This is a genomic window from Delftia sp. WSY_7 (assembly GCF_043104845.1).
In the GTDB taxonomy this organism is placed as follows: Bacteria; Pseudomonadota; Gammaproteobacteria; order Burkholderiales; family Burkholderiaceae_C; genus Comamonas; species Comamonas tsuruhatensis.
The window spans coordinates 92,220-113,807 of the sequence record NZ_JBICLB010000021.1; the positions used below are offsets into that span (position 1 = coordinate 92,220).

Here is a 21,588-nt window from a genome sequence, read left to right on the forward strand (position 1 = left end):
GCTCAGGCCGGTGCGTAGGGGTGGGGCGCAAAGCCCTTGGGCAGTCCGGCCAGCGGCGTCATGCCGTGCAGCTCCTCGCCGGGCAGGCCTGCGGCCAGCGGCTGGCGGGCGGCGATCAGGCGATCGATGTCCACGCCGGTGCGGATGCCCATGGCCTCGAACATGAAGACCAGGTCTTCGGTGACCACGTTGCCCGAGGCACCGGGCGCGTACGGGCAGCCACCCAGGCCGGCCAGCGAGGCATCGAAGGTGCGCGCGCCAGCCTCGTAGGCGGCCAGGCAGTTGGCCAGGCCCAGGCCGCGCGTATTGTGCATGTGGGCCGCGCCTGCCTGTTCGCCCAGCTCGGCCCGCAGCCGTGTGAACAGGCGCCGCACCTGGGCCGGGTTGGCCATGCCCGTGGTGTCGGACAGGCCCGATTCATCAGCGCCCGCCGCCACGCAGGCCAGGGCCAGCGCAATCACTTCGTCCTCGGGCACCAGCCCCTGCAGCGTGCAGCCGAAGGCCGTGGAGATGCCCGCCTCGATCAGGGCCTGCGGTGCGATCTCGTCGCGCAGCGCGGCAATGGCCCGCACCTCGTCCACCATCTGCCTGGGGGTCTTGCGCACATTGGCCATGGAGTGCGCGGGGCTGGCCGATACGGGCAGCGTGACCTTGTGGACGCCGGCGCGCAGCGCAGCCTCGGCACCGCGCAGATTGGGGACCAGGGCCATCACGGTGACGCCGGGCAGCGTGATGGCGTGGGCGACCACCTCGGCCGCGTCGGCCATCTGGGGCAGCAGCTTGGGCGAGACGAAGGAGCCGACCTCGATCTCCTGCAGGCCCGAATGGGCCAGGGCGTCGATCCACGCCAGCTTGTGCGCTGTGGACATGGTGGAGGCCACGGACTGCAGGCCATCGCGCGGGCCGACTTCGCTGATGAGTACGTCAAAACGGTGGGAGGACATGGGCAGGGACATCCGGTGGTGGGTGGCGATGACCGCAGGATTCGCCTGTTGACATCGGTTGCTTGAGTCGTTCTAATAGATAGAACTTGATTCTCTCTGTTGAAATATTCCCTGCTGCACGCGCCATCGTCAAGCCTGCGTGCCTGGGGTTTTCCCTTGGGTGCCTTCGATATGCCTCGCAAATCAGTGACGGAATCGGTAGCCGACGAGAACGCCGCGCCGGGCGGCGTGGCTGCGGTGGACCGGGCCTTGAGCCTGCTGGCCGCCTTTCGCGACGGAGATGACGGGCTGACGCTGGCCCAGCTGTCGGAACGCACGCGCCTGTACAAGAGCACCGTGCTGCGGCTGCTGGCTTCGCTCGAACATGGCGGATGGGTGTTGCGCCTGGATGATGGCCGCTATGCCGTGGGGCCGGCCGTGGCGCGGCTGAACACCGTGTATGCCCGGCATTTCTCGCTGGACAGCGTGGTCATGCCCGTGCTGCGTACCCTGGTGCAGGCCACGGGCGAGAGTGCGGCCTACCACGTGCGCCAGGGGCAGGACCGGCTGTGCCTGTACCGCGTGGATTCGCCCCATCCCGTGCGCGACCATGCGCGCACCGGCGATCTGCTGCCGCTGGGGCAGGGTGCGGGCGGGCGGGTGCTGTCCGCGTTCGATGCCGAGCTGTACGCCGCATCGCGCGGCGGCAGCCGCACGCAGCTGGCCCGCGTGCGCGCCGATGGCTACTGCGCCATGGTGGGAGACAGGCACCGGGAGATCGCCGGGATTTCTGCCCCGGTCTTCAAGCGCGATGGAGAGTTGGCAGCGGCACTGACACTGACCATGCCAGCCCACCGCTACGAGGAGCGCCACGCCCGCCATGTGCTGGCGGCGGCGCGGGAGCTGGGGCTCTTGCTGCCCTGAGCCAGGCGTGCGCGGTGCGCGGACTCAGCCCAGCGCCGTGTCCAGCACCATCATCAGCACAAAGCCCAGCATGAGGCCGCCCGTGGCAAAGGCCTCGTGGCCCTTGCGGTGCGACTCGGGAATGATCTCGTGGCTGATCACGAAGAGCATGGCGCCTGCCGCAAAGCCCAGGCCCCAGGGAAGCAGCGCGGCCGAGCCGCTGACGATGACTGCGCCCAGCACGGCGCCCAGCGGCTCCACCAGGCCCGATGCCATGCCCAGCGCCACAGCAAAGCTGCGCTTGTAGCCCGCAGCCAGCAGGGCCACGGCGACCACCAGGCCCTCGGGCACATCCTGGATGGCAATGCCTGTGGCCAGCGCATTGGCGCGCAGTCCGTCGTTGCCCGCATAGCCCACGCCGATGGCCAGGCCTTCGGGCAGGTTGTGCAGGGCAATGGCAAAGACGAACAGCCAGGTGCGCTGCAGCTTGCGCGCGCCTTGCGGGTCCAGGCCTTCGCGGCCCTTGATGAAGTGCTCGTGCGGCAGCAGCCGGTCCATGAGCATGAGCGCCGCGCCGCCCAGCAGGATTGCCGTGCCGATGACAGCGCCTGCCGCCCAGCTCCCGCCCCCAAACAGGCCCTGCGTACGCACCGCCTCCAGCCCCGGCAGGATCAGCGAGAAGGCGCAGGCCGCCAGCATGACGCCGGCGCCAAAGCCGAACAAGGTGTCCTGCGTGCGCTCGGACAGGCGCTGGGACAGCATCACGGGCACGGTGCCCAGGGCTGTCGCCAGCGCGGCTGCCGAGCCGCCGGCCAGGGCCTGGAAGACCACCGGATGGTTCTGGGCATAGGCCCAGAACTGGCTGGTGAGCGCCCAGGCGCCGGCCATCATGATGGCCAGGCCGATCCACAGGCGGATGTTGGACCGTACGCTGGTCTTGGAGCGGAAGCGTTGTGGCAGATCCATGCTGGTCGGGAATGGGTTGGGGCGTTGGCGGGCAGGCTTGGCCGATCAGCCGCGGGCTGCGGTGTAGCGGCGGGCCACTTCGGCCCAGCTGACTACGTTGTAGAACGCCGCGATGTATTCGGGGCGGCGATTCTGGTACTTGAGGTAGTAGGCGTGTTCCCACACGTCCAGGCCCAGGATGGGGGTGGCTCCGGAGCCGATGCCGGCCATCAGCGGGCTGTCCTGGTTGCCGCTGCTTTCCACGGCCAGCTTGCCGTCCTTGCCCACCACGAGCCACGCCCAGCCGCTGCCAAAGCGCGTGAGCGCGGCCTGGGTGAAGGCGGCCTTGAAGGCATCGAAGCCCCCCAGCTCCCTGTCGATGGCCTGGCCCAGCTCGCCCGAGGGGGCGCCTCCGCCACCCTGGTCTGCCGGGGCCATCACGGTCCAGAACAGGCTGTGGTTGGCATGGCCGCCGCCGTTGTTGCGCACGGCGCCGCGCACGCCTTCGGGCAGCAGGGACAGGTCGGCGATCAGCTGCTCCACGGGCTGGCTGCCGTGCGGCGTGTCCTTGAGTGCGGCATTCAGGTTGTTCACATAGGCCTGATGGTGCTTGGTGTAGTGGATCTCCATGGTCTGCGCATCGATATGGGGCTCCAGCGCGTCGTAGGCGTAGTTCAGGGGAGGCAGGGTGTAGTTGCTCATGTGGTTTCTTTCAGGGACTACGGGGGAAATCGGTGCGTCGTAAGGCGTGTGGGGGGGCGAGACCTGCAGTCAGTGCGCCAGCCGCGAGGGCAGGGCCGTTGCCGCGATGTCGAAGACCCGGGACGAGGCCTGCAGTGCAGCATCGATGGGGGCTGGAACGGGAGAGGGCAGGCTGAGGTCAGGGGTTGCTTGCATCTCTGCTGGCTCCGAGGGTTTCAGAGATTCCTTGATATTGATCTGAGAATTGTATTATTCATGAGAATCATTCTCATTCAAAACAAAAATGACCTCAGTCAAGCCGATGTGTATTTCCTTGCGCGTGCAGGCAGGACCCGCAGTCGTGGGTTCCGGGCGAAAAAAAACCCCGCAGGCGGCAATGCCTGCGGGGCCGGTCGGGTGGCGGTGGCCGCTTAGACCTGGTCGGCCGACAGGCCTGCAGTCTGGCTGAAGCCGCCGTCCACGTAGGTGATCTCGGCCGTCACGCCCGAGGCCAGGTCGGACAGCAGGAAGGCGGCCACATTGCCCACATCCTCGATGGTCACGTTGCGGCGCAGCGGCGATGCATCGGCCACGCGGCCCAGCAGCTTGCCGAAGTCCTTGATGCCCGATGCGGCCAGCGTCTTGATGGGGCCGGCCGAGATGCCGTTGGCGCGGATGGCGCGGCCGTCTGCCGTGCGGCCCACGGCCTCGGCCAGGTAGCGCACCGAGGCTTCCAGCGATGCCTTGGCCAGGCCCATGGTGTTGTAGTTGGGGATGGAGCGCAGCGCGCCCAGGTACGACAGCGTCAGCAGCGAGGACTTGTCATTGAGGTAAGGCAGGGCCGCCTTGGCCATCGCGGGGAAGCTGTAGGCGCTGATGTCGTGCGCGATCTTGAAGCCCTCGCGCGACAGGCCTTCCAGGAAGTTGCCGGCGATGGCCTCGCGCGGCGCGAAGCCGATGCTGTGCACGAAGCCGTCGAACTTGCCCCAGGTGGCGCCCAGGTCGGCGAACAGCTTGTCGATCTGGGCGTCGTCGGCCACGTCGCAGTCAAAGATCAGCTTGGAGTCGAATTCTGCAGCGAATTCGGTGATGCGGTCCTTGAAGCGCTCGCCTACATAGCTGAACGCCAGCTCCGCGCCCTGTGCGTGGCAGGCCTTGGCGATGCCGTAGGCGATGGAGCGGTTGGACAGAACGCCCGTGATCAGCAGTTTTTTACCGGCGAGAAAGCCCATTGTTGTTCTCCAGAGGAAGTGAGTGGAAGTGCGCAGCAGCTGGCGGCGAAGGCGGGGCCTCGCGTCAGCGTTTGCCAGCGGGCGGCTGGCTGCGTGGTGCAGAATTGTCGCATGCGCCATTGGATGATTTCTTCGCTGCTGCTGGCCTCGGCGTGTGTGCCGGCGTGGGGCTCGCATGCCTATGCCCTGTGGGGAGAGCCCCGCTATGCCGAGGGCTTCAGCCATTTCGACTATGTCAACGCCAAGGCCCCCAAGGGCGGCGAGCTGCGCCTGGTGAGCAACCTGCGCATCTCCACCTTTGACAAGTACAACCCGTTCACCATCAAGGGATCGTCTCCGGCCTATCTGGCCGAACTGATGTTCGACACCCTGCTGTGGCCCTCGCTGGACGAGACCGCCACGGGCTACGGACTGCTGGCAGAGGATGTGCAGGCTGCCCCCGACGGCCTGTCGGCCACGTTCCGGCTGCGGCCGCAAGCGCGCTTTCACAACGGCAAGCCCGTGCTGGCTGCCGATGTCAAGTTCAGCTATGACACGCTGGTGGGGCCGCACGCATTGCCTGGCTACCGATCGCTGTTCTTCGATGTGGCGGGGGTCGACGTGCTGGATGAACGCACGGTGCGCTTTCGCTTCAAGCAGCCGAACCGGGAACTGCCGCTGGTTGTGGGCGCCATTCCCGTCTTCAGCCGCGACTGGGGCATGGAAAACGGCAAGCCCAAGCCCTTCGACCAGGTGGTGACGGATACGCCCATCGGCAGTGGGCCCTACAGGATAGGACCTGTGCGCTTCGGCAAGGACATCACCTATGTGCGCGACCCGGACTACTGGGGGCGCGATCTGCCTGCGCGCGTGGGCACGGCCAATTTCGATCGCATCTCCGTCAAGATCTACCGCGACAACACGGCGAAGCTGGAAGCGCTGAAGGCCGGCGAGTTCGACCTGATGCGTTTTTACAGCGCCGGCGACTGGGCGCGGCGCCTGTACGGCAAGCGCTTCGACCGGGGCGAGCTGGTCAAGGGCGAATTCAGCAACAAGCTGCCCTCGGGGTTCCAGAGCTATGTGCTCAACACCCGGCGCCCTTTGCTGCAGGACGTGCGCGTTCGCCGTGCGCTGGACCTGGCCCTGGACTACGAATGGATGAACCGGCAGATGTTCTACGGCTCCTACCAGCGCGTGCGCGGGCTGTTCGGCAACACGGCCTGCGAGACCCATGGCGAGCCCTCGCCAGAGGAGCTGGCGCTCATGGAGCCCTTGCGCAAGAGCATTCCGCCGGAGGCCTTCGGCCCCATGGCCGAGCCGCCGCGCACCGATGGCAACAACTCGCTGCGTGCCAACCTGCGCCAGGCGCGGCAATTGCTGGCCGATGCCGGCTGGACCATTCAGGATGGCGTGCTGCGCAATGCGCGGGGCCAGGCCATGGAGCTGGAGTACCTGGACAGCAGCGAGTCGGGCATACGCCAGGTCTCGCCCTGGATACGCAATCTGGAAAAGCTGGGCATACGGCTGCGCTTTCGTTCGGCGGACTTCGCGCTGTACCAGCAGCGCGTGGAGAAGTTCGACTACGACATCATCTCCATTGCCTACCAGGGCACGAACAACCCGGGCCAGGAATTCGCCGACCTGTTCGGCAGTCGGGCGGCGGACACGGACGGCTCGGGCAATTTTCCCGGAGTCAAGAATCCCGCCGTCGATGCCTTGATCCGGCGCATGACCGAGGCCAAGACCGAGGCGCAGCTGTTGCCCGCGTGCCACGCACTGGAGCGTGTCATCGCGCATGGACACTACCTGATTCCGCAGTGGAGCGCGGGAACGCACCGCATGGTCTACGACTCCTGGCGGCTGGTGCGGCCCGCCGTGGTTCCCGCCTACGCCAAGGGCGAGAGCTGGGCCATGGATACCTGGTGGGCCCGCATGCCGGTGCTGACCGCGCCGCCTCCATGAGCGGGCGCTGCCGCCGCATCGTTGCGATCCGTTGCATGATGGGCACGCTCCCGGGCCGGGGTGCCCCCCGGCAATCGACATAATGCAGGACTTCTTATGTGGGCCTACATACTCAAACGCTTGCTGCTGATGGTGCCGACCCTGCTGGGCGTGCTGCTGCTGACCTTCGTGGTCGTGCAGTTCGTGCCCGGTGGCCCGGTGGAGCAGTACCTTGCCGAAGCCAAGGCCAGCGTTGGCCGTGGCGGCGAAGGCGGTGGCCTGGCCTACCGTGGCAACCAGGGGGTGGACCCCCAGCGCATAGAGCAGATCAAGGCCCTCTACGGGTTTGACAAGCCGGCCCATGAGCGCTTCTTCCAGATGCTCGGGCAGTTCGCGCGGTTCGACCTGGGGCGCAGTTTCTTTCAGAACAAGGATGTCTGGCAGCTGATCAAGGAGAAGCTGCCGGTCTCGGCCAGCCTGGGCCTGTGGACCTTTTTCATCAGCTACCTCGTGGCCGTGCCCCTGGGCATTGCCAAGGCCGTGCGTGCCGGCTCGCGTTTCGACTTCTTCACCACGCTGCTGATCCTGGTGGGCTATGCGATTCCGGGCTTTGTGCTGGGCGTGGCGCTGCTGGTGATCTTCGGGGGGCAGCTGCAATGGTTTCCGCTGCGCGGGCTGACCTCGGCCAACTGGGATGAGCTGTCCTGGGGCGCGCGCATCGTGGACTATCTATGGCATATCGCGCTGCCGGTCACGGCCATGGTGGCGGGCAGCTTCGCCATCACCGCCATGCTCACCAAGAATGCCTTTCTGGAAGAGATCCGCAAGCAATATGTGCTGACAGCCCGCGCCAAGGGCCTGTCGGAGCGGCAGGTGCTTTATCGGCATGTGCTGCGCAATGCGCTGATTCCCATCGTCACCGGCTTTCCGGCCGCCTTCATCGGTGCCTTCTTCACGGGCTCGCTGCTGATAGAAACGCTGTTCTCGCTGGACGGCCTGGGCCTGCTCAGCTATGACAGCGTGATACGGCGCGACTATCCCGTGGTGCTGGGCACGCTGTACCTGTTCACGCTGATCGGCCTGGTGACCAAGCTGGTCAGCGATCTTTGTTATGTGTGGGTGGATCCGCGTGTACGGTTTGACTAGGTACCTTCCGAGCCGCTTCGCGGCTTGCCCGGTATGCACGGCGCCCTGTATCACGGGGGGCGGACGGGCGGCGCGTGGCGCCGGGCTTCGTTTCCTGGAGCGACATGGACACTGAAATGCAATCCGTTGTGGTTTCTGGAACGGGGCTGCCGGGGGCTGGGGCGCCTGCACCGCTGGCGGCGGCGGCGGTTTCGCCGGCGCGGCGGGCCTGGCTGCGGTTCAGGCGCAATCGGCTGGGATATTGGAGCCTGGTCGCTTTTTGCGTGATGGTGGTGCTGAGCCTGGGCGCCGAGCTGATCAGCAACGACCGGCCCCTGGTGGTGCGCTACGAAGGCCAGACCTACTGGCCGCTGTGGAACGATTATTCCGAGAAGACCTTCGGCGGCGACTTCGAGACGGCGGCTGACTATCTGGATCCCTACATCCGGGATCGCCTGAGCCAGGGTGGCAACTGGGCGCTGTACACGCTCAACCCCTACGGGCCGCAGGCGCTCAACTACTTTGCGAGCTTGCCCAATCCGGCGCCGCCCTCGCGCGAGAACCTGCTGGGCACGGACGATCGCGGGCGCGATCTGCTGGCGCAACTGATCTACGGCTTTCGCGTGAGCGTGCTGTTTGCGCTGGCGCTGACGGCCTCCGGCGTGGTGCTGGGCGTGGTGACGGGGGCCATCCAGGGCTTTTTCGGCGGCAGGACCGATCTGGCGTTTCAGCGCTTCATCGAGATCTGGGGCTCCATGCCCGAGCTGTATCTGCTGATCATCTTCAGCGCGGTGCTGGCGCCCAGCGTCTCGCTGCTGCTGGTGCTGCTGTCGCTGTTCGGCTGGATGGGGCTGTCGGACTATGTGCGGGCCGAATTCCTGCGCAACCGCCAGCTCGACTACGTGAAGTCGGCGCGTGCGCTGGGCGTGGGCAATGGCGCGCTGATCTGGCGCCATCTGCTGCCCAACAGCATGACGCCCGTGGTCACCTTTTTGCCGTTTCGCATGAGTGCAGCCATCCTGGCGCTGACTTCGCTTGATTTCCTGGGCCTGGGCGTTCCGCCCGATACGCCCAGCCTGGGCGAGCTGCTGAGCCAGGGCAAGAACAGCATCGATGCCTGGTGGATCTCGCTGTCCACCTTTGCGGTGCTGGTGGTGACGCTGCTGCTGCTGACCTTCATGGGCGATGCGCTGCGCGATGCGCTGGACCCGCGCAAGGCCGCTGCCACCGATGCAGCCCCGGCCGTTGATGCGAAGGACGCCGCATGAACGCAGAGCAGCCGGCAATGGACATGCCTTCCGCCCCCGGTCGCGGCCGGACACTGCTGTCTGTGCGCAACCTGCGCGTGCGCTTTGGCAGCAAGGACGTGGTGCACGGCGTGAGCTTCGATCTGGCGGCCGGTGAGAAGCTGGCGCTGGTGGGTGAGTCCGGTTCGGGCAAGACCATCACGGCGCTGTCCCTGCTGCGGCTGGCCGGTGACGCCCAGCTGGGCGGGCAGGCGCTTTTCGACGGCCGCGACCTCCTGCGCCTGCCCGAGCGCGAGATGCGGGCCGTGCGCGGCGGCGACGTGGCCATGATCTTCCAGGAGCCCATGACGGCGCTCAATCCGCTGATGACCGTGGGCGAACAGGTGGGCGAGGTGCTGCGCCTCAAGCAGGGGCTGACGCGGGCGCAGTCCCTGGCCCAGGCGGCCGAACTGCTGGCGACCACGGGCATTGCCGAGCCCGTGCGCCGTGCCCGCGCCTTTCCGCATCAGCTCAGCGGCGGCCAGCGTCAGCGCGCCATGATCGCCATGGCACTGGCCAGCAGCCCGCGCCTGCTGCTGGCCGATGAGCCGACCACGGCGCTCGACGTCACGCTGCGCGGACAGATCCTGCAATTGCTCGATGACCTGCAACGCCAGACCGGCATGGCCGTGCTGATGATCACCCACGACCTGCACCTGGTGCGGCGCTTTGCCGATCGCGTGGCGGTGATGGAGCGCGGGCAGCTGGTGGAGCAGGGCGAGGTGCCGGCGGTCATGGCAGCTCCGCGCCATGCCTACACGCGCAAGCTGCTGGCCAGTGTGCCGCGCCGCGATCTGGTCGAGGCGCAGGCCGGTACACCGGGGGCGGCTCCCGAGCCGCTGGTCCATGCGCAGGGCCTCAAGGTCAGCTACCCGGTGCCGTTGACGGGCGTGCGCGGCTGGTTTGGCCAGGGGCGTTTTGTTGCCGTGCAGTCCGCCGACCTGGACCTGATGCCCGGGCGCACCGTGGGTGTGGTCGGGGAGTCGGGCTCGGGCAAGTCCACGCTGGCCCAGGCCGTGCTGGGACTGCTGCCGCATGAAGGCCAGCTGCGCATCGCTGGTCAGGCCTGGAGGCAGCCGGCCACGCGCAACTCGCCGGCCAATCTTGCGCTGCGGCGCAAGGTGCAAGTGGTGTTCCAGGACCCGTATTCATCGCTGTCGCCACGGCTGACGCTGGAGCAGATTGTTGGCGAGGGCCTGCGCGTGCACGCCCCGGCGCTCACGGGGCGGCAGCGCCGTGACCGTGTCGTGGACATGCTGTCTGCCGTCGGGCTGACGGATGAGCAGTTCCCCGGTCTGCTCGATCGCTATCCGCATGAGTTCTCCGGGGGCCAGCGCCAGCGTATCGCCATTGCGCGTGCCCTGGTGCTGGAGCCTGAAGTGCTGGTGCTTGACGAGCCCACCAGTGCGCTGGATGTGACCATTCAGCAGCAGGTGCTGGGCCTGCTGCAGCGGCTGCAGCGCGAACGTGGTCTGGCCTATCTGCTCATCACGCACGATGTGGACGTGATCCGCGCCATGGCCCATGACGTGGTGGTGATGAAGGATGGTGCCATCGTCGAATCCGGCCCCGTGGCCCAGGTGCTGGGCGCGCCGCGTGAGTCCTATACCCAGCGGCTGGTGGAGGCTGCTGGCTTTTCGGGTGACGGCATGCCCGAAGGGTTCTGAGTTCGCCGGCCTGCCGCCGGGCCGCTACCAGCTGCCTGTGGGATTGACCCCGTCCTGAAGAATCCACTGCACCTTGTCCACGGGCACGCCCAGCAGCCGGGCCTGGGCCAGCAGGCGCGCTGCCACGCCATCGGGCAGTTCAGGGGTGCGCGAAAGAATCCAGAAATAGCGCAGGTCCGAGCCGACCACCATGGCCCAGCGGTAGTCGGCATCCAGGGCCACCACGTTGTAGCCGCCGTAGAACGGTCCGAAGAACGAGACCTTGAGCGCCGCAACGCCGGGGCCATGCACCGTGCGGGCCTTGCCTTCAGCGGACTTCCAGCGCCGGCGGCCTGCGTCGTAGCCCCGGTTCAGCACATGCACGCTTCCATCGGGAAGCGGCGTGTATTCGGCCTGGGTGCGCTCCAGGCCTTTTTCGAAGCGGTGGTCTATGCGGGCCACCTCGTACCAGCGGCCCATGTAGCGCTGGATGTCCCAGCCGCGTACGGGCTCCACTGTGGCAGGAATGGGCGGGTTGCGCAGGCCCTTCCAAAGCAAGGCGGCTGCAGCGGCCCCGACGGCAAGCCCAGCAAGGCCTGCCGCGGGCCGAACCCAGGCAGGGCGGGGTGTGGACGGGGTGGTGACTTCTGTGCGTGGTTGGCGGGGTGACATCGTGCGGAACTCCGTGTTCAGGCAGAGCGCATGCCAGGGGCATCATGTGCGCTTGGCAGCGTGCTCCTACTTTAGGACAGAACGCCGGGCCGCGGTGTAGGCCGGCGCTGCCGGAACTGCGGCTGTGCGGGCTGCGCAACGCAGGAACTTTCCCTATGCCGGAGCAGGCCATGTGTTTTTTTATGCGCGGGCCTGCAGGTCTATGGCCTAATTGCGCGTTCTCATTTTTTTGAAGAAGGAAATGCCATGGGCAACAAGATCGTTACCGAAGCCGACCGCAAGTTCACTCCCCAGCCTCCCCTGCCCAACGGCGTCACCCTGCCGACGCCCGGCCGTGGCCAGCGCGTGAGCCGCGCCCGTGGCGCCCACACCCATACCAAGAAGAACCCCGGCAAGCGTCACCGCTGAGCACGGCGGGCCGCATGCATGCCTGCTGCGGCCGCGTTCTGAAAGCAAGAGCCCTCGAAAGAGGGCTTTTGCTTTTGGGGCGAATGCGCTCAGTGCTGCAGTGCCTGGAGCTTGCGGCGCAGCATCTGCACTTCCTCGATCAGGTCTGCTGTCAGCGCAGCCAGTTGGGGGTCGGCATCGAAGCTGTGCTCCAGATGGGCTATGCGGCGCGCACGCACCAGCATGTGGCTGCTGAAGCGCCACTGTGCCTGCGCGTCGGCCGCGTCGCCGGCCGGCTCGTTCTCGCAGTACAGCACCCCGGTCTGCACGCGCTCCACCACCCAGGCGGTGTTGCGCTGGCAGTGGCGGGCGAGATCGTGCAGATCCAGTGCGCCTTCATCCAGCAGTTCTGCAGGTTCGTAGAAGGGATACAGCGGCGTGCTCATCGCGAGGCTCCTTGGCCCGTGCCTTGCTGGCGGGCATCGAACGAGGGGAAGGCCTGGGCCAGTGCCTCATAGGCCTTTCGCTGGGCGTCGGTCTGCGGCTCCGGCAGGCTGATGCCCAGCACCAGATACAGATCGCCTGGCGTGGCGGCGGGCAAGCCCTTGCCCTTGATCCGCAGCTTGCGGCCTGCGCGGCTGCCGGCAGGGATGCCGACATCGAATTCGCCGGCAATCGTGGCGAGACGGACCGTGCCGCCCAGCGCGGCTTCCCAGGGCGCGAGCGCGATGGGCTGATAGACATCCTTGCCCTCGGCCCACCAGCGCGGGTCGTGGCGCAGATGCACCTGCAGCAGCAGATCGCCTGCCGGACCGTTGCCCAGGCCCGGGCCCCCCTGGCCGGCCAGACGGATCATCTGGCCTTCGCGCACCCCCTTGGGAATGCTGACCTGCAATTCCTTGTCCCGCGCCACCGGCCGCCCGTCCTCATCCAGCACCGTGCTGCGCAGGTGCAGGCTGCGCTGGGCGCCGTGGTAGCTGTCCAGCAGGTCCAGCTCGATGCTGGCGTGCTGGTCCTGCCCGCGCAGGTCGGGTGGAGGTCGGTGCTGCCCGCCGCCCGCATGGCGCGCGCGGGCGCCCTGGCCGAACATCTGCGAGAAGAATTCGCTGAAATCCGCATCGCCGTCCGGCATGGCGCCATCGCCGCTGCGAAAGTGGAAGTCCTGACCTTCCCAGTCCGGTGGCGGCTGGAATCCGCCGGCGCCTGCGCTGCGGCGGGGCGCATCGGCCAGCGCGTCGTAGGCCGCACGCTTTTCGGGATCGGACAGCACGGCGTTGGCTTCATTGATCTCGGCCATGCGTTGCGAGGCATCCGCTTCCTTGCTGATGTCCGGGTGGTACTTGCGCGCCAGCTTGCGGTAGGCCTTCTTGATCTCGTCAGCACTGGCCTGCCGGTCCACGGCCAGGATGCGGTAGTAGTCCTTGTATTCCATGAATTTCCGTCCTCCAGCCCTTGCGGGCGATGTTCTGGACAAGCCAGAAGCCAGCATAGCCCGGTCATGGCAGGGTCTCAACCGATGGGCCTTTTCCTGCTGGACTGGCATCTTGTGACGGGTTTACTACATTCGCGCGTCGGCAGGACGCAAAAGGAGGCGTCGGACATGGCACATGGCAGGCGATGGCGGTACGGGACAGGGCTTTCAGGCGTCAAGGGGGCAAGGAGCGTGCTGGGCGCATGGCTGGCGGCCTGTGCATGCGGCGTGATGGCGCAGTCCGCCCAGCCGGCACCGGGCGTGCCGATGGCGGACCTGCCCCCCGCCGTGGTCAGTGCGCCTCTGCCCGATGTGGGCTCCATGGCGTCCAGGGTGCTGGCCTGCACGGCCTGCCATGGTCCCGAGGGACGGGCCACACCCAGCGGCTACTTTCCTCGCATTGCGGGCAAGCCTGCGGGCTATCTTTACCGCCAGCTCAAGAATTTCCAGCAGGGGCGCCGCAGCTATCCGGCCATGAACCGGCTGATCGAATTCATGTCGGACGACTATCTGCGCCAGATCGCCGTGCATTTCGCAAGCCTTGAGCTGCCCTATGCGCCGCCCGTGCCGGCGCAGCTGCCGCCCGCCGACCTCGCGCGTGGCGAGCAGCTGGTGCTGCAGGGCGACGCGCAGCGGGGCCTGCCCGCCTGTGCTGCCTGCCATGGCCAGCGGCTCATGGGCGCGGGCGACGATATCCCGGGTCTGCTGGGCCTGTCACGCGACTATCTCAACAGCCAGATCGGCGCCTGGCGCTCGGGCCAGCGCCAGGCGGCCGCTCCCGATTGCATGGACCAGGTGGCCAAGGCGCTGACGCCGCAGGAAGTCGTGGCCGTCACGGCATGGCTGTCGTCGCGGCCTGCATCGGCGACGCCGGGAGGGCGCGAGGCCTTGGCGCGCTCCTTGCCGCTGCGCTGCGGTGCGGTGGCCGCTGTGGGCGGTCAGGAGGGCATGCCATGAGTGTCCAAGTGGAAAATCCGGCCAGCGCGAGCGTACGCGGGCGGTGGCCCCTGCTGGCTCTTGTGGTCCTGGCCCTGGTCCTGGTGGGGCTGCTGCTGGTCTGGCTCAACCTGCGGGGGGAGCAGGGGGTTCATGCCTATGGCCACGGCGGCTGGTCAGGATCGACCGAAACACGGGCCGCCCTGGTCGAGCGCGGCGCCTACCTTGCGCGGGTAGGCAACTGCGCTGGCTGCCACACGGCGGCGGGCGGTGCCGAATATGCGGGCGGGCGGGGCTTGCCCACCGCGTTCGGCACGCTGTACACCAGCAATCTCACCTCCGACAAGGAGACGGGCTTGGGGCTGTGGTCGGCGCAGGACTTCTGGCGTGCGCTGCACAACGGGCGCTCGCGTGGTGGGCGCCTGCTGTATCCGGCCTTCCCGTATGACAGCTACACCCGCGTGACGCGCGCCGATTCGGACGCCTTGTTCGCCTATCTGCAAAGCCTGCCCGCCGTGCGCGCGCAGACGCCGCCGCATGCGCTGGACTTTCCCTATGGCTGGCAGGGGTCGCTGGCCGTCTGGCGGGCGCTGTTCTTCTCGCCGAAGGATTGGCAGGACCAGCCAGGGAAGGCCCCGGCCTGGAATCGCGGCGCCTATCTTGCCCAGGGGCTGGGCCATTGCGCGGCCTGCCATGCGCCGCGCAATGGCCTGGGTGCCTCCGGCCAGGCCATGTCCGGCGGCTTTGTGGCAGGGCAGTCCTGGTATGCGCCTTCGCTGCTCGATCCCGGCGAGGCGGGTGTGCGCGCCGGCCAGGAATCCGCCTGGGTGCAGTTGCTGCAGACGGGGTCCGGCCCTTCAGGCTCGGCACTGGGCCCCATGGCCGAAGTCGTGGCGCGCAGCACCCAGCACTGGCAGCCACAGGATCTGCAGGCGCTGGCTTCCTATCTGCAGGAGCAGGGCGCTGCTGCCCCATCTGCCGGCACAGACGGGCACGGCGCCATCAAGGCTGTGCAGCCTGGGCAGATGGCCTTGGGGCGGGCCGTGTACGAACGGCAGTGCGCGGTCTGCCATGGTGCGCAGGGCCAGGGAACACCGGGCGCGTTTCCTGCGCTGGCTGGCAATGCCTCCGTGACCATGGCCGAGCCGCGCAACCTGCTGCTGGTGCTGCTGGACGGTGGCTATCCCCCGTCCACGCGGCAACAGCCGCAGCCGCATGGCATGCCGCCCTTTGGCCATGTGCTGTCTGACGCACAGGTGGCCGCCGTGGCCAGCTATGTGCGCAATGCCTGGGGCAACAAGGCGGCGGAAATCGGTACCATGGAGGTTTATCGCGCCCGGGAAGGGCGTGGTTTCTGAGAGGTTTTCCATGGATTCAATGGCCGGCAAGCTGCCGGACGACAGCGCGGCAGCCAGCCCCTGGTGGGTGGTTTGCCTGTGTGCGCAATGGTGCGGCGTTTGCAACCAGTACCGGAGCGCGTTTGCGGAGCTGGCCACCCAGTTCCCGCAGATGCACTTCGTCTGGCTTGATGTCGAGGACCGCGAGGATGTGGCCGGGGACCTGGACATCGAAACCTTTCCCTCTGTGCTGATCGCTGACGGCGAGCGCGCGCGCTTTCTGGGGCCGGTGCTGCCCCAGCCGGGCGTTGTGGCGCGCATGCTGCAGTCATTGGCCCAGGACCCTGGCGCGGCCCCGGCCGACCCCGCCGAAGCGCAGGCCCTTTTGCGGCGGCTTCAGTCGGCGCAGGCGCTTGAGCGCGTGGGCGCCTGAGCCTCCGGCGGAGGGGTGTCCGCCCTGGTCTGGGCTGCCTTGCGCAGTGCCTGCCAGCGCCTGTATTTGTACGGCGCGAACTTGGCCTGAAGGTCGTTTGCGGATACAATGGCATATTCACGACCAAACGGGCGGGTACCAACCGCCCTTTTTTTTGGGCGATCTTCGGGCGACCTTAGGGATTGCCATGGGGCTCGGCGCTGTTGGGACATGGCTGCTGCCAAGGTTCCAGGGGCGTTCCGGGTCTTTTGTGTTTGCAGGATTGAATTTAATTACACGTGGCACTACAGCAAATCGTTGAACAAACCGTGACAGGTCTGGGCTATGACCTGGTGGAAATAGAACGCTCGGCAGGCGGGCTGTTGCGCGTCACAATTGATTTGCCTTGGCAGCCCCCGGTGGAGGGCCAGCCGGTGGTGCCGGAGCAGTTCGTGACAGTCGAGGACTGCGAGAAGATCACGCGCCAGCTGCAGTTCGCGCTGGAGGTCGATGGCACGGATTACACGCGCCTCGAGGTCTCCTCCCCGGGCATCGACCGCCCCCTGCGGCATGAGCAGGACTTCATCCGCTTTGTCGGGGAAGTCATCGACCTGACCCTCAAGGAGCCCATCGGCGCCGCCGCTGAAGGGCAGGTCAGCGCCAATCGCAAGAAATTCCGCGGCACGCTGGAGCGTGCCGAAGGTGGTGGCTGGCAGATCGTCTGGAGCGACGAGCCACCCGTCAAGCCTGGCCAGAGGGTCAGCAAGAAGCGTGTTCCCGCGCCCCTGCAGGCGCTGGGTTTCACGCTGGAGGAGCTGCGCGAGGCGCGTCTGGCTCCCCTTGTGGATTTCAAGGGGCGTTCTGCCAAGCCGGTCTGATCGGAGCGGGCAGGGTACGTCGAATCATTGGGGCAGAAGGGCATTGCCATCCCCTTTCTGCGTGATTGAAATAGGAGAGTCGTCGCATGAATCGCGAATTGTTGATGTTGGTAGAAGCCATTTCGCGCGAAAAGAACGTGGAGCGCGATTTGGTGTTCGGTGCAGTGGAATCGGCCCTGGCCCAAGCCACGAAGAAGCTGTACCAAGGTGAAGTGGACATCCGCGTGGCCATCGATCGCGACAGCGGTAACTACGACACCTTCCGCCGCTGGCTGGTGGTGCCCGATGATGCGGGCCTGCAAAACCCCGATGCCGAAGAAATGCTGATGGACGCACAGGACCGCGTCCCCGGCATCTCCGAAGGCGAGTACATCGAGGAAGAGATCGAGTCGGTGCCCATCGGCCGCATCGGTGCGATGGCGGCCAAGCAGGTCATCCTGCAAAAGATCCGCGATGCCGAGCGCGAAATGCTGCTCAACGAGTTCCTTTCGCGCGGCGACCGGATCTTCACGGGCACGGTCAAGCGCATGGACAAGGGCGACATCATCGTCGAGGCCGGCCGTGTCGAAGGACGCCTGCGCCGCAGCGAAATGATCCCCAAGGAAAACCTGCGCAACGGCGACCGCGTGCGGGCCATGATCATGGAAGTGGACGCCACGCTGCGCGGCGCGCCCATCATCCTGTCGCGTTCGGCGCCGGAGTTCATGGTCGAGCTGTTCCGCAACGAAGTGCCCGAGATCGAGCAGGGCCTGCTGGAGATCAAGAGCTGTGCTCGCGATGCCGGCAGCCGCGCCAAGATCGCCGTGCTCAGCCATGACAAGCGTGTCGATCCCATCGGCACCTGTGTCGGCGTGCGGGGCACCCGCGTCAACGCCGTCACCAATGAATTGGCTGGCGAGCGCGTGGACATCGTGCTGTGGTCCGAGGACCCTGCACAGTTCGTGATCGGTGCGCTGGCTCCGGCCAATGTGTCGTCCATCGTTGTGGACGAGGAAAAGCACGCCATGGACGTGGTGGTTGACGAGGAAAACCTCGCCATCGCCATCGGCCGTGGCGGCCAGAACGTTCGCCTGGCTTCCGAGCTTACCGGCTGGAAGATCAACATCATGGACGCGGCTGAGTCTGCGCAAAAGCAGGCGGACGAGTCTGCCGTTGCGCGCCAGCTGTTCATGGAAAAGCTCGATGTGGACGAGGAAATCGCCAACATCCTCATCGAGGAAGGTTTCGAGACCCTGGAAGAAGTGGCCTACGTGCCGCTGCAGGAAATGCTCGAAATCGAGGCGTTCGACGAAGAGACGGTGAACGAGCTGCGCACCCGTGCGAAGGATGCCCTGCTGACGCAGGAAATCGCGCACGAGGAAAACGTGGGCAAGGTGTCGCAGGATCTGCTGACGCTCGAGGGAATGACTCCGGAGATCGTGGACAAGCTGGCCGAGGCCAATGTGCACACTCGCGACGATCTGGCCGATCTGGCCATCGATGAGTTGACCGAGCTGACCGGGCAGACCGAGGAAGAAGCGAAGGCTTTGATCATGAAGGCGCGTGAGCACTGGTTCACCGAAGGGCAAGAGTAAGGTCAGGGAGGTTCAGAGCATTTATGTCCAGTAATACGGTTGCCGAGTTTGCAAAAGAGCTCAACAAGACCCCTGACACGTTGCTGCAGCAGCTCAAGGCTGCAGGCGTCGCCAAGGACAACGCATCGGATGCGTTGACCGACGGCGACAAGCAGCAACTGCTCAGCCATCTGCAGGCCAGCCACGGAAGTGGCGCCAAGAAGATCACGCTGACCAAACGGTCCACCAGCGAGATCAAGCAGGCCGATTCGTCGGGCCGCGCCCGCACCATCCAGGTGGAAGTGCGCAAGAAGCGCACCTTCGTCAAGCGCGACGAGGCCGCCGAAGGCGCCTCCGACCCCGCTGCCGTTGCGGCTGCCCAGGAGCAGCGCGCGGCGTCGGAGCGCGAATCTCAGGAATTGGTGCGCCGCGAAGGGGAAGCACGTCGCCAGGCCGAAATGATCGGCCGGGAGGAGGAAGAATTGGCACAGCAACGCCGTGAGCGCGAAGAGCGCGAGCTAGTCCAACAGCGCGAGCGCGAAGCCGAAGAGCGCGCAGCCGCCTATGCGGCTGCCGAAGCCGCAAAGATTGTCGAGGCCAACCGCGCTAAGCAGGAAGCCTCGCGCGAGCAGGCTGCCGGCCAGATAGCGCGCGCCGAAGCCCAGCTCGCGGCACGCGCCAAGGCCGAGGAAGAGTCCAAGGCCCGTGCGGCCGAGGAAGCCGAACGCGCCAAGGATCTGGAAGACCGCCGCCGCAAGGCGCTGGCCGAAGCCGAAGCCATTCGCGCCATGATGGCCGCGCCCAAGAAGGTGCTCGTGGCCAAGAAGCCCGAAGAGCCCAAGCCCGTGGCAAAGCCTGCAGCGCCTGCTGCCGCCGATGCCAAGAAGACCACGCTGCACAAGCCCGCTGGCACGACCGCCGGCGGAGCCGGTGCGCGCGCGCCTGCCGGCGCCGGCAAGGAAGTCAAGTCCGCCAAGCTCTCCTCGAGCTGGGCCGGCGATGGCAAGAAGAAGGAAATCAAGACCCGTGGCGACAGCTCCGGTGGCGTGGGCGGCCGTTCCAACTGGCGCGGCGGCCCGCGTGGCGGCCGTCGTGGCAATGACCGCAATGACGGACAGCACCAGAGCGCGGCAACGGAATTCCGCGCCATCGAAGTGCACGTGCCCGAGACCATCACCGTGGCCGAGCTGGCGCACAAGATGTCGGTCAAGGCATCCGAGCTGATCAAGGTGCTGATGAAGATGGGCCAGATGGTCACCATCAACCAGCCCCTGGACCAGGACACGGCCATGATCGTGGTCGAGGAAATGGGCCACACCGCCAAGGTCGCTGCGCTGGACGATCCCGAAGCCTTCACGGCCGAGGAAGTGTCCCAGCAGGAAGCTGCCCAGGAGTCGCGCGCCCCCGTGGTCACCGTCATGGGCCACGTGGACCACGGCAAGACCTCGCTGCTGGACTACATCCGCCGCACCAAGGTTGCGTCGGGCGAAGCCGGCGGCATCACCCAGCACATCGGTGCCTACCATGTGACGACGCCCCGCGGCATCGTCACCTTCCTGGACACCCCGGGCCACGAGGCCTTCACGGCCATGCGTGCCCGTGGTGCCCAGGCCACCGACATCGTCATCCTGGTGTGCGCTGCCGACGACGGCGTGATGCCCCAGACCAAGGAAGCCATCAAGCACGCGAAGGCGGCGGGTGTGCCCATCGTGGTTGCCATCACCAAGGCCGACAAGCCCGATGCCAACCTCGACCGCGTCAAGCAAGGCCTGGTGGCCGAGCAGGTGGTGCCTGAAGAGTACGGCGGCGAGTCCCCGTTCATCGCCGTGTCGTCCAAGACCGGCCAGGGCATCGACGAGCTGCTGGAACAGGTCCTGCTGCAGGCCGAAGTGCTGGAGCTGACCGCTCCCGTGGAAGCCGCTGCCAAGGGTCTGGTCATCGAAGCGCAGCTGGACAAGGGCCGCGGCCCCGTGGCCACGGTGCTGGTGCAGTCCGGCACGCTGAAGGTGGGCGACGTGGTGCTGGCAGGCCAGACCTACGGCCGCGTGCGCGCCATGCTGGACGAAGACGGCAAGCAGACCAAGTCCGCTGGCCCCTCCATCCCGGTGGAAATCCAGGGTCTGTCCGACGTGCCCCAGGCCGGCGACGACTTCATGGTGCTGCAGGACGAGCGCCGCGCCCGCGAAATCGCGACCTACCGCGCCGGCAAGTTCCGCAACACCAAGCTGGCTCGCCAGCAGGCTGCCAAGCTCGAGAACATGTTCGCCGAAATGGGTGCGGGCGAGGTCCAGACCCTGCCCATCATCGTCAAGGCCGACATGCAGGGCTCGCAGGAAGCACTGGGCGCATCGCTGCTCAAGCTCTCCACCGAAGAGATCCGCGTGCAGCTGGTCTACTCGGGCGTGGGCGGCATCAGCGAGTCCGACGTGAACCTGGCGCTGGCCTCCAAGGCCATCATCATCGGCTTCAACGTCCGGGCCGATGCCCAGGCGCGCAAGACGGCCGAGAGCAACGATGTGGACCTGCGCTACTACAACATCATCTACGACGCCGTCGAAGAGGTGAAGGCAGCGATGTCCGGCATGCTGGCTCCCGAGCGCAAGGAAGAGATCATCGGCATGGCCGAGATCCGTACCGTGTTCGTGGCGTCGAAGATCGGCACCGTGGCTGGCTCGTACATCACGCAAGGCCAGGTTACGCGCAATGCGCATTTCCGCCTGCTGCGCGAGAACGTGGTCATCTACACGGGCGAGATCGAATCGCTCAAGCGCCTGAAGGACGACGTCAAGGAAGTCAAGGAAGGCTTCGAGTGCGGTATCAAGCTCAAGAACTACAACGACATTCGCGAAGGCGACGTGCTCGAAGTGTTCGAGATCAAGGAAATCGCGCGCTCGCTGTAATTCGACATGGCAACACGCAAGTCCGCTGCGCCGAACCGCAGCTTCAAAGTCTCCGACCAGATCCAGCGGGATCTGGCGGAGCTGATCGCACGCGAGTTGAAGGACCCGCGCGTGGGCATGGTGACGCTGCAAAGCGTGGAGGTGACTCCGGACTATGCCCACGCCAAGGTCTACTTCAGCCTGCTGATCGGCGATCCGCAGGAGACGCAGGACGCCCTGAACCAGGCCGCAGGCTTCCTGCGCAACGGCCTGTTCAAGCGCCTGCACATCCATACCGTGCCCACGCTGCACTTCATCTACGACCGCACCACCGAGCGTGCGGCCGACATGAACGCCTTGATCGCCAAGGCCGTCTCCTCGCGCGGGAAGGAAGAGTAGCCC

The 21,588-nt window shown here is 66.5% G+C and carries 21 protein-coding genes; 13 read left to right on the forward strand and 8 right to left on the reverse strand.

Translation table 11 applies throughout. From position 1 onward, the window contains the following. Positions 1-2: 2 nt before the first annotated feature. Positions 3-956, reverse strand: coding sequence for a hydroxymethylglutaryl-CoA lyase (locus ACF8ME_RS09445; RefSeq protein ID WP_392416161.1), 954 nt, complete (start codon positions 954-956; stop codon positions 3-5). A 159-nt stretch (positions 957-1,115) separates the two neighbouring features. Here ACF8ME_RS09445 and ACF8ME_RS09450 point away from each other — a divergent pair, with 159 nt between their 5' ends. Next, positions 1,116-1,847: an IclR family transcriptional regulator gene (locus ACF8ME_RS09450; RefSeq protein WP_034364346.1), complete on the forward strand. Its 732-nt coding sequence runs from the start codon at positions 1,116-1,118 to the stop codon at positions 1,845-1,847. A 24-nt stretch (positions 1,848-1,871) separates the two neighbouring features. Here the strand turns inward: ACF8ME_RS09450 and ACF8ME_RS09455 are convergent, their stop codons facing one another. The 4 genes from ACF8ME_RS09455 to fabI form a co-directional block, all read right to left on the reverse strand. Further along, positions 1,872-2,792 (reverse strand): ZIP family metal transporter, encoded by a 921-nt coding sequence (locus ACF8ME_RS09455; RefSeq protein ID WP_016452392.1) that lies wholly within the window; start codon positions 2,790-2,792, stop codon positions 1,872-1,874. A gap of 45 nt (positions 2,793-2,837) precedes the next feature. Beyond that, on the reverse strand, positions 2,838-3,473 hold the full coding sequence (locus ACF8ME_RS09460; protein WP_213757901.1) for a superoxide dismutase: 636 nt from the start codon (positions 3,471-3,473) through the stop codon (positions 2,838-2,840). 69 nt (positions 3,474-3,542) lie between these two features. Further along, complete coding sequence (locus ACF8ME_RS09465; RefSeq protein ID WP_016448898.1) at positions 3,543-3,668, reverse strand: hypothetical protein; 126 nt, start codon at positions 3,666-3,668, stop codon at positions 3,543-3,545. Between the two features lie 215 nt (positions 3,669-3,883). Next, a complete protein-coding gene (gene fabI, locus ACF8ME_RS09470) occupies positions 3,884-4,684 on the reverse strand; it encodes an enoyl-ACP reductase FabI (protein WP_016448897.1) in 801 nt (266 codons plus the stop codon). Between the two features lie 111 nt (positions 4,685-4,795). On the opposite strand from fabI, the gene ACF8ME_RS09475 reads away from it, so the two are divergent. The 4 genes from ACF8ME_RS09475 to ACF8ME_RS09490 all read left to right on the forward strand — a co-directional run bounded on the left by ACF8ME_RS09475 (position 4,796) and on the right by ACF8ME_RS09490 (position 10,682). Further along, positions 4,796-6,625 carry an extracellular solute-binding protein gene (locus tag ACF8ME_RS09475; RefSeq protein ID WP_034348785.1) on the forward strand — a complete coding sequence of 610 codons (1,830 nt, stop codon included), beginning with the start codon at positions 4,796-4,798 and terminating at the stop codon, positions 6,623-6,625. Positions 6,626-6,721: 96 nt separating this feature from the next. Next, on the forward strand, positions 6,722-7,750 hold the full coding sequence (locus ACF8ME_RS09480; protein WP_016448895.1) for a microcin C ABC transporter permease YejB: 1,029 nt from the start codon (positions 6,722-6,724) through the stop codon (positions 7,748-7,750). A 104-nt stretch (positions 7,751-7,854) separates the two neighbouring features. Next, a complete protein-coding gene (locus ACF8ME_RS09485) occupies positions 7,855-8,997 on the forward strand; it encodes an ABC transporter permease (RefSeq protein ID WP_074924285.1) in 1,143 nt (380 codons plus the stop codon). Continuing rightward, on the forward strand, positions 8,994-10,682 hold the full coding sequence (locus ACF8ME_RS09490; protein ID WP_046240372.1) for an ABC transporter ATP-binding protein: 1,689 nt from the start codon (positions 8,994-8,996) through the stop codon (positions 10,680-10,682). The genes ACF8ME_RS09485 and ACF8ME_RS09490 overlap by 4 nt, the downstream gene beginning before the upstream one ends. A gap of 24 nt (positions 10,683-10,706) precedes the next feature. Here the strand turns inward: ACF8ME_RS09490 and ACF8ME_RS09495 are convergent, their stop codons facing one another. Then, positions 10,707-11,333, reverse strand: a complete 627-nt coding sequence (locus ACF8ME_RS09495; protein ID WP_016448892.1) for a lipocalin family protein — start codon at positions 11,331-11,333, stop codon at positions 10,707-10,709. A gap of 246 nt (positions 11,334-11,579) precedes the next feature. Here ACF8ME_RS09495 and ACF8ME_RS09500 point away from each other — a divergent pair, with 246 nt between their 5' ends. Continuing rightward, positions 11,580-11,741, forward strand: coding sequence for a hypothetical protein (locus ACF8ME_RS09500; protein WP_012204826.1), 162 nt, complete (start codon positions 11,580-11,582; stop codon positions 11,739-11,741). Positions 11,742-11,830: 89 nt separating this feature from the next. Here the strand turns inward: ACF8ME_RS09500 and ACF8ME_RS09505 are convergent, their stop codons facing one another. Both ACF8ME_RS09505 and ACF8ME_RS09510 read right to left on the reverse strand, forming a co-directional pair. Continuing rightward, positions 11,831-12,166 (reverse strand): hypothetical protein, encoded by a 336-nt coding sequence (locus ACF8ME_RS09505; protein ID WP_016448891.1) that lies wholly within the window; start codon positions 12,164-12,166, stop codon positions 11,831-11,833. Beyond that, positions 12,163-13,152 (reverse strand): DnaJ C-terminal domain-containing protein, encoded by a 990-nt coding sequence (locus tag ACF8ME_RS09510; protein ID WP_392416163.1) that lies wholly within the window; start codon positions 13,150-13,152, stop codon positions 12,163-12,165. The genes ACF8ME_RS09505 and ACF8ME_RS09510 overlap by 4 nt, the downstream gene beginning before the upstream one ends. Before the next feature lie 168 nt (positions 13,153-13,320). On the opposite strand from ACF8ME_RS09510, the gene ACF8ME_RS09515 reads away from it, so the two are divergent. The 7 genes from ACF8ME_RS09515 to rbfA all read left to right on the forward strand — a co-directional run bounded on the left by ACF8ME_RS09515 (position 13,321) and on the right by rbfA (position 21,585). Next, positions 13,321-14,148: a c-type cytochrome gene (locus tag ACF8ME_RS09515; protein ID WP_392416164.1), complete on the forward strand. Its 828-nt coding sequence runs from the start codon at positions 13,321-13,323 to the stop codon at positions 14,146-14,148. Beyond that, a complete protein-coding gene (locus ACF8ME_RS09520) occupies positions 14,145-15,485 on the forward strand; it encodes a c-type cytochrome (protein WP_392416166.1) in 1,341 nt (446 codons plus the stop codon). Before ACF8ME_RS09515 ends, ACF8ME_RS09520 begins: the two co-directional genes overlap by 4 nt. Before the next feature lie 10 nt (positions 15,486-15,495). Then, positions 15,496-15,897 carry a thioredoxin family protein gene (locus tag ACF8ME_RS09525; RefSeq protein WP_016452383.1) on the forward strand — a complete coding sequence of 134 codons (402 nt, stop codon included), beginning with the start codon at positions 15,496-15,498 and terminating at the stop codon, positions 15,895-15,897. Positions 15,898-16,175: 278 nt separating this feature from the next. Then, a complete protein-coding gene (rimP, locus tag ACF8ME_RS09530) occupies positions 16,176-16,754 on the forward strand; it encodes a ribosome maturation factor RimP (protein WP_374005454.1) in 579 nt (192 codons plus the stop codon). 86 nt (positions 16,755-16,840) lie between these two features. Continuing rightward, the gene (gene nusA, locus ACF8ME_RS09535) at positions 16,841-18,328 is read left to right on the forward strand and encodes a transcription termination factor NusA (RefSeq protein WP_016448885.1); all 1,488 of its coding nucleotides are present in this window, start codon (positions 16,841-16,843) and stop codon (positions 18,326-18,328) included. Between the two features lie 23 nt (positions 18,329-18,351). After that, the gene (infB, locus tag ACF8ME_RS09540) at positions 18,352-21,207 is read left to right on the forward strand and encodes a translation initiation factor IF-2 (RefSeq protein WP_016448884.1); all 2,856 of its coding nucleotides are present in this window, start codon (positions 18,352-18,354) and stop codon (positions 21,205-21,207) included. 6 nt (positions 21,208-21,213) lie between these two features. Beyond that, a complete protein-coding gene (rbfA, locus tag ACF8ME_RS09545) occupies positions 21,214-21,585 on the forward strand; it encodes a 30S ribosome-binding factor RbfA (RefSeq protein WP_016448883.1) in 372 nt (123 codons plus the stop codon). The last annotated feature ends 3 nt before the right edge of the window (positions 21,586-21,588 follow it).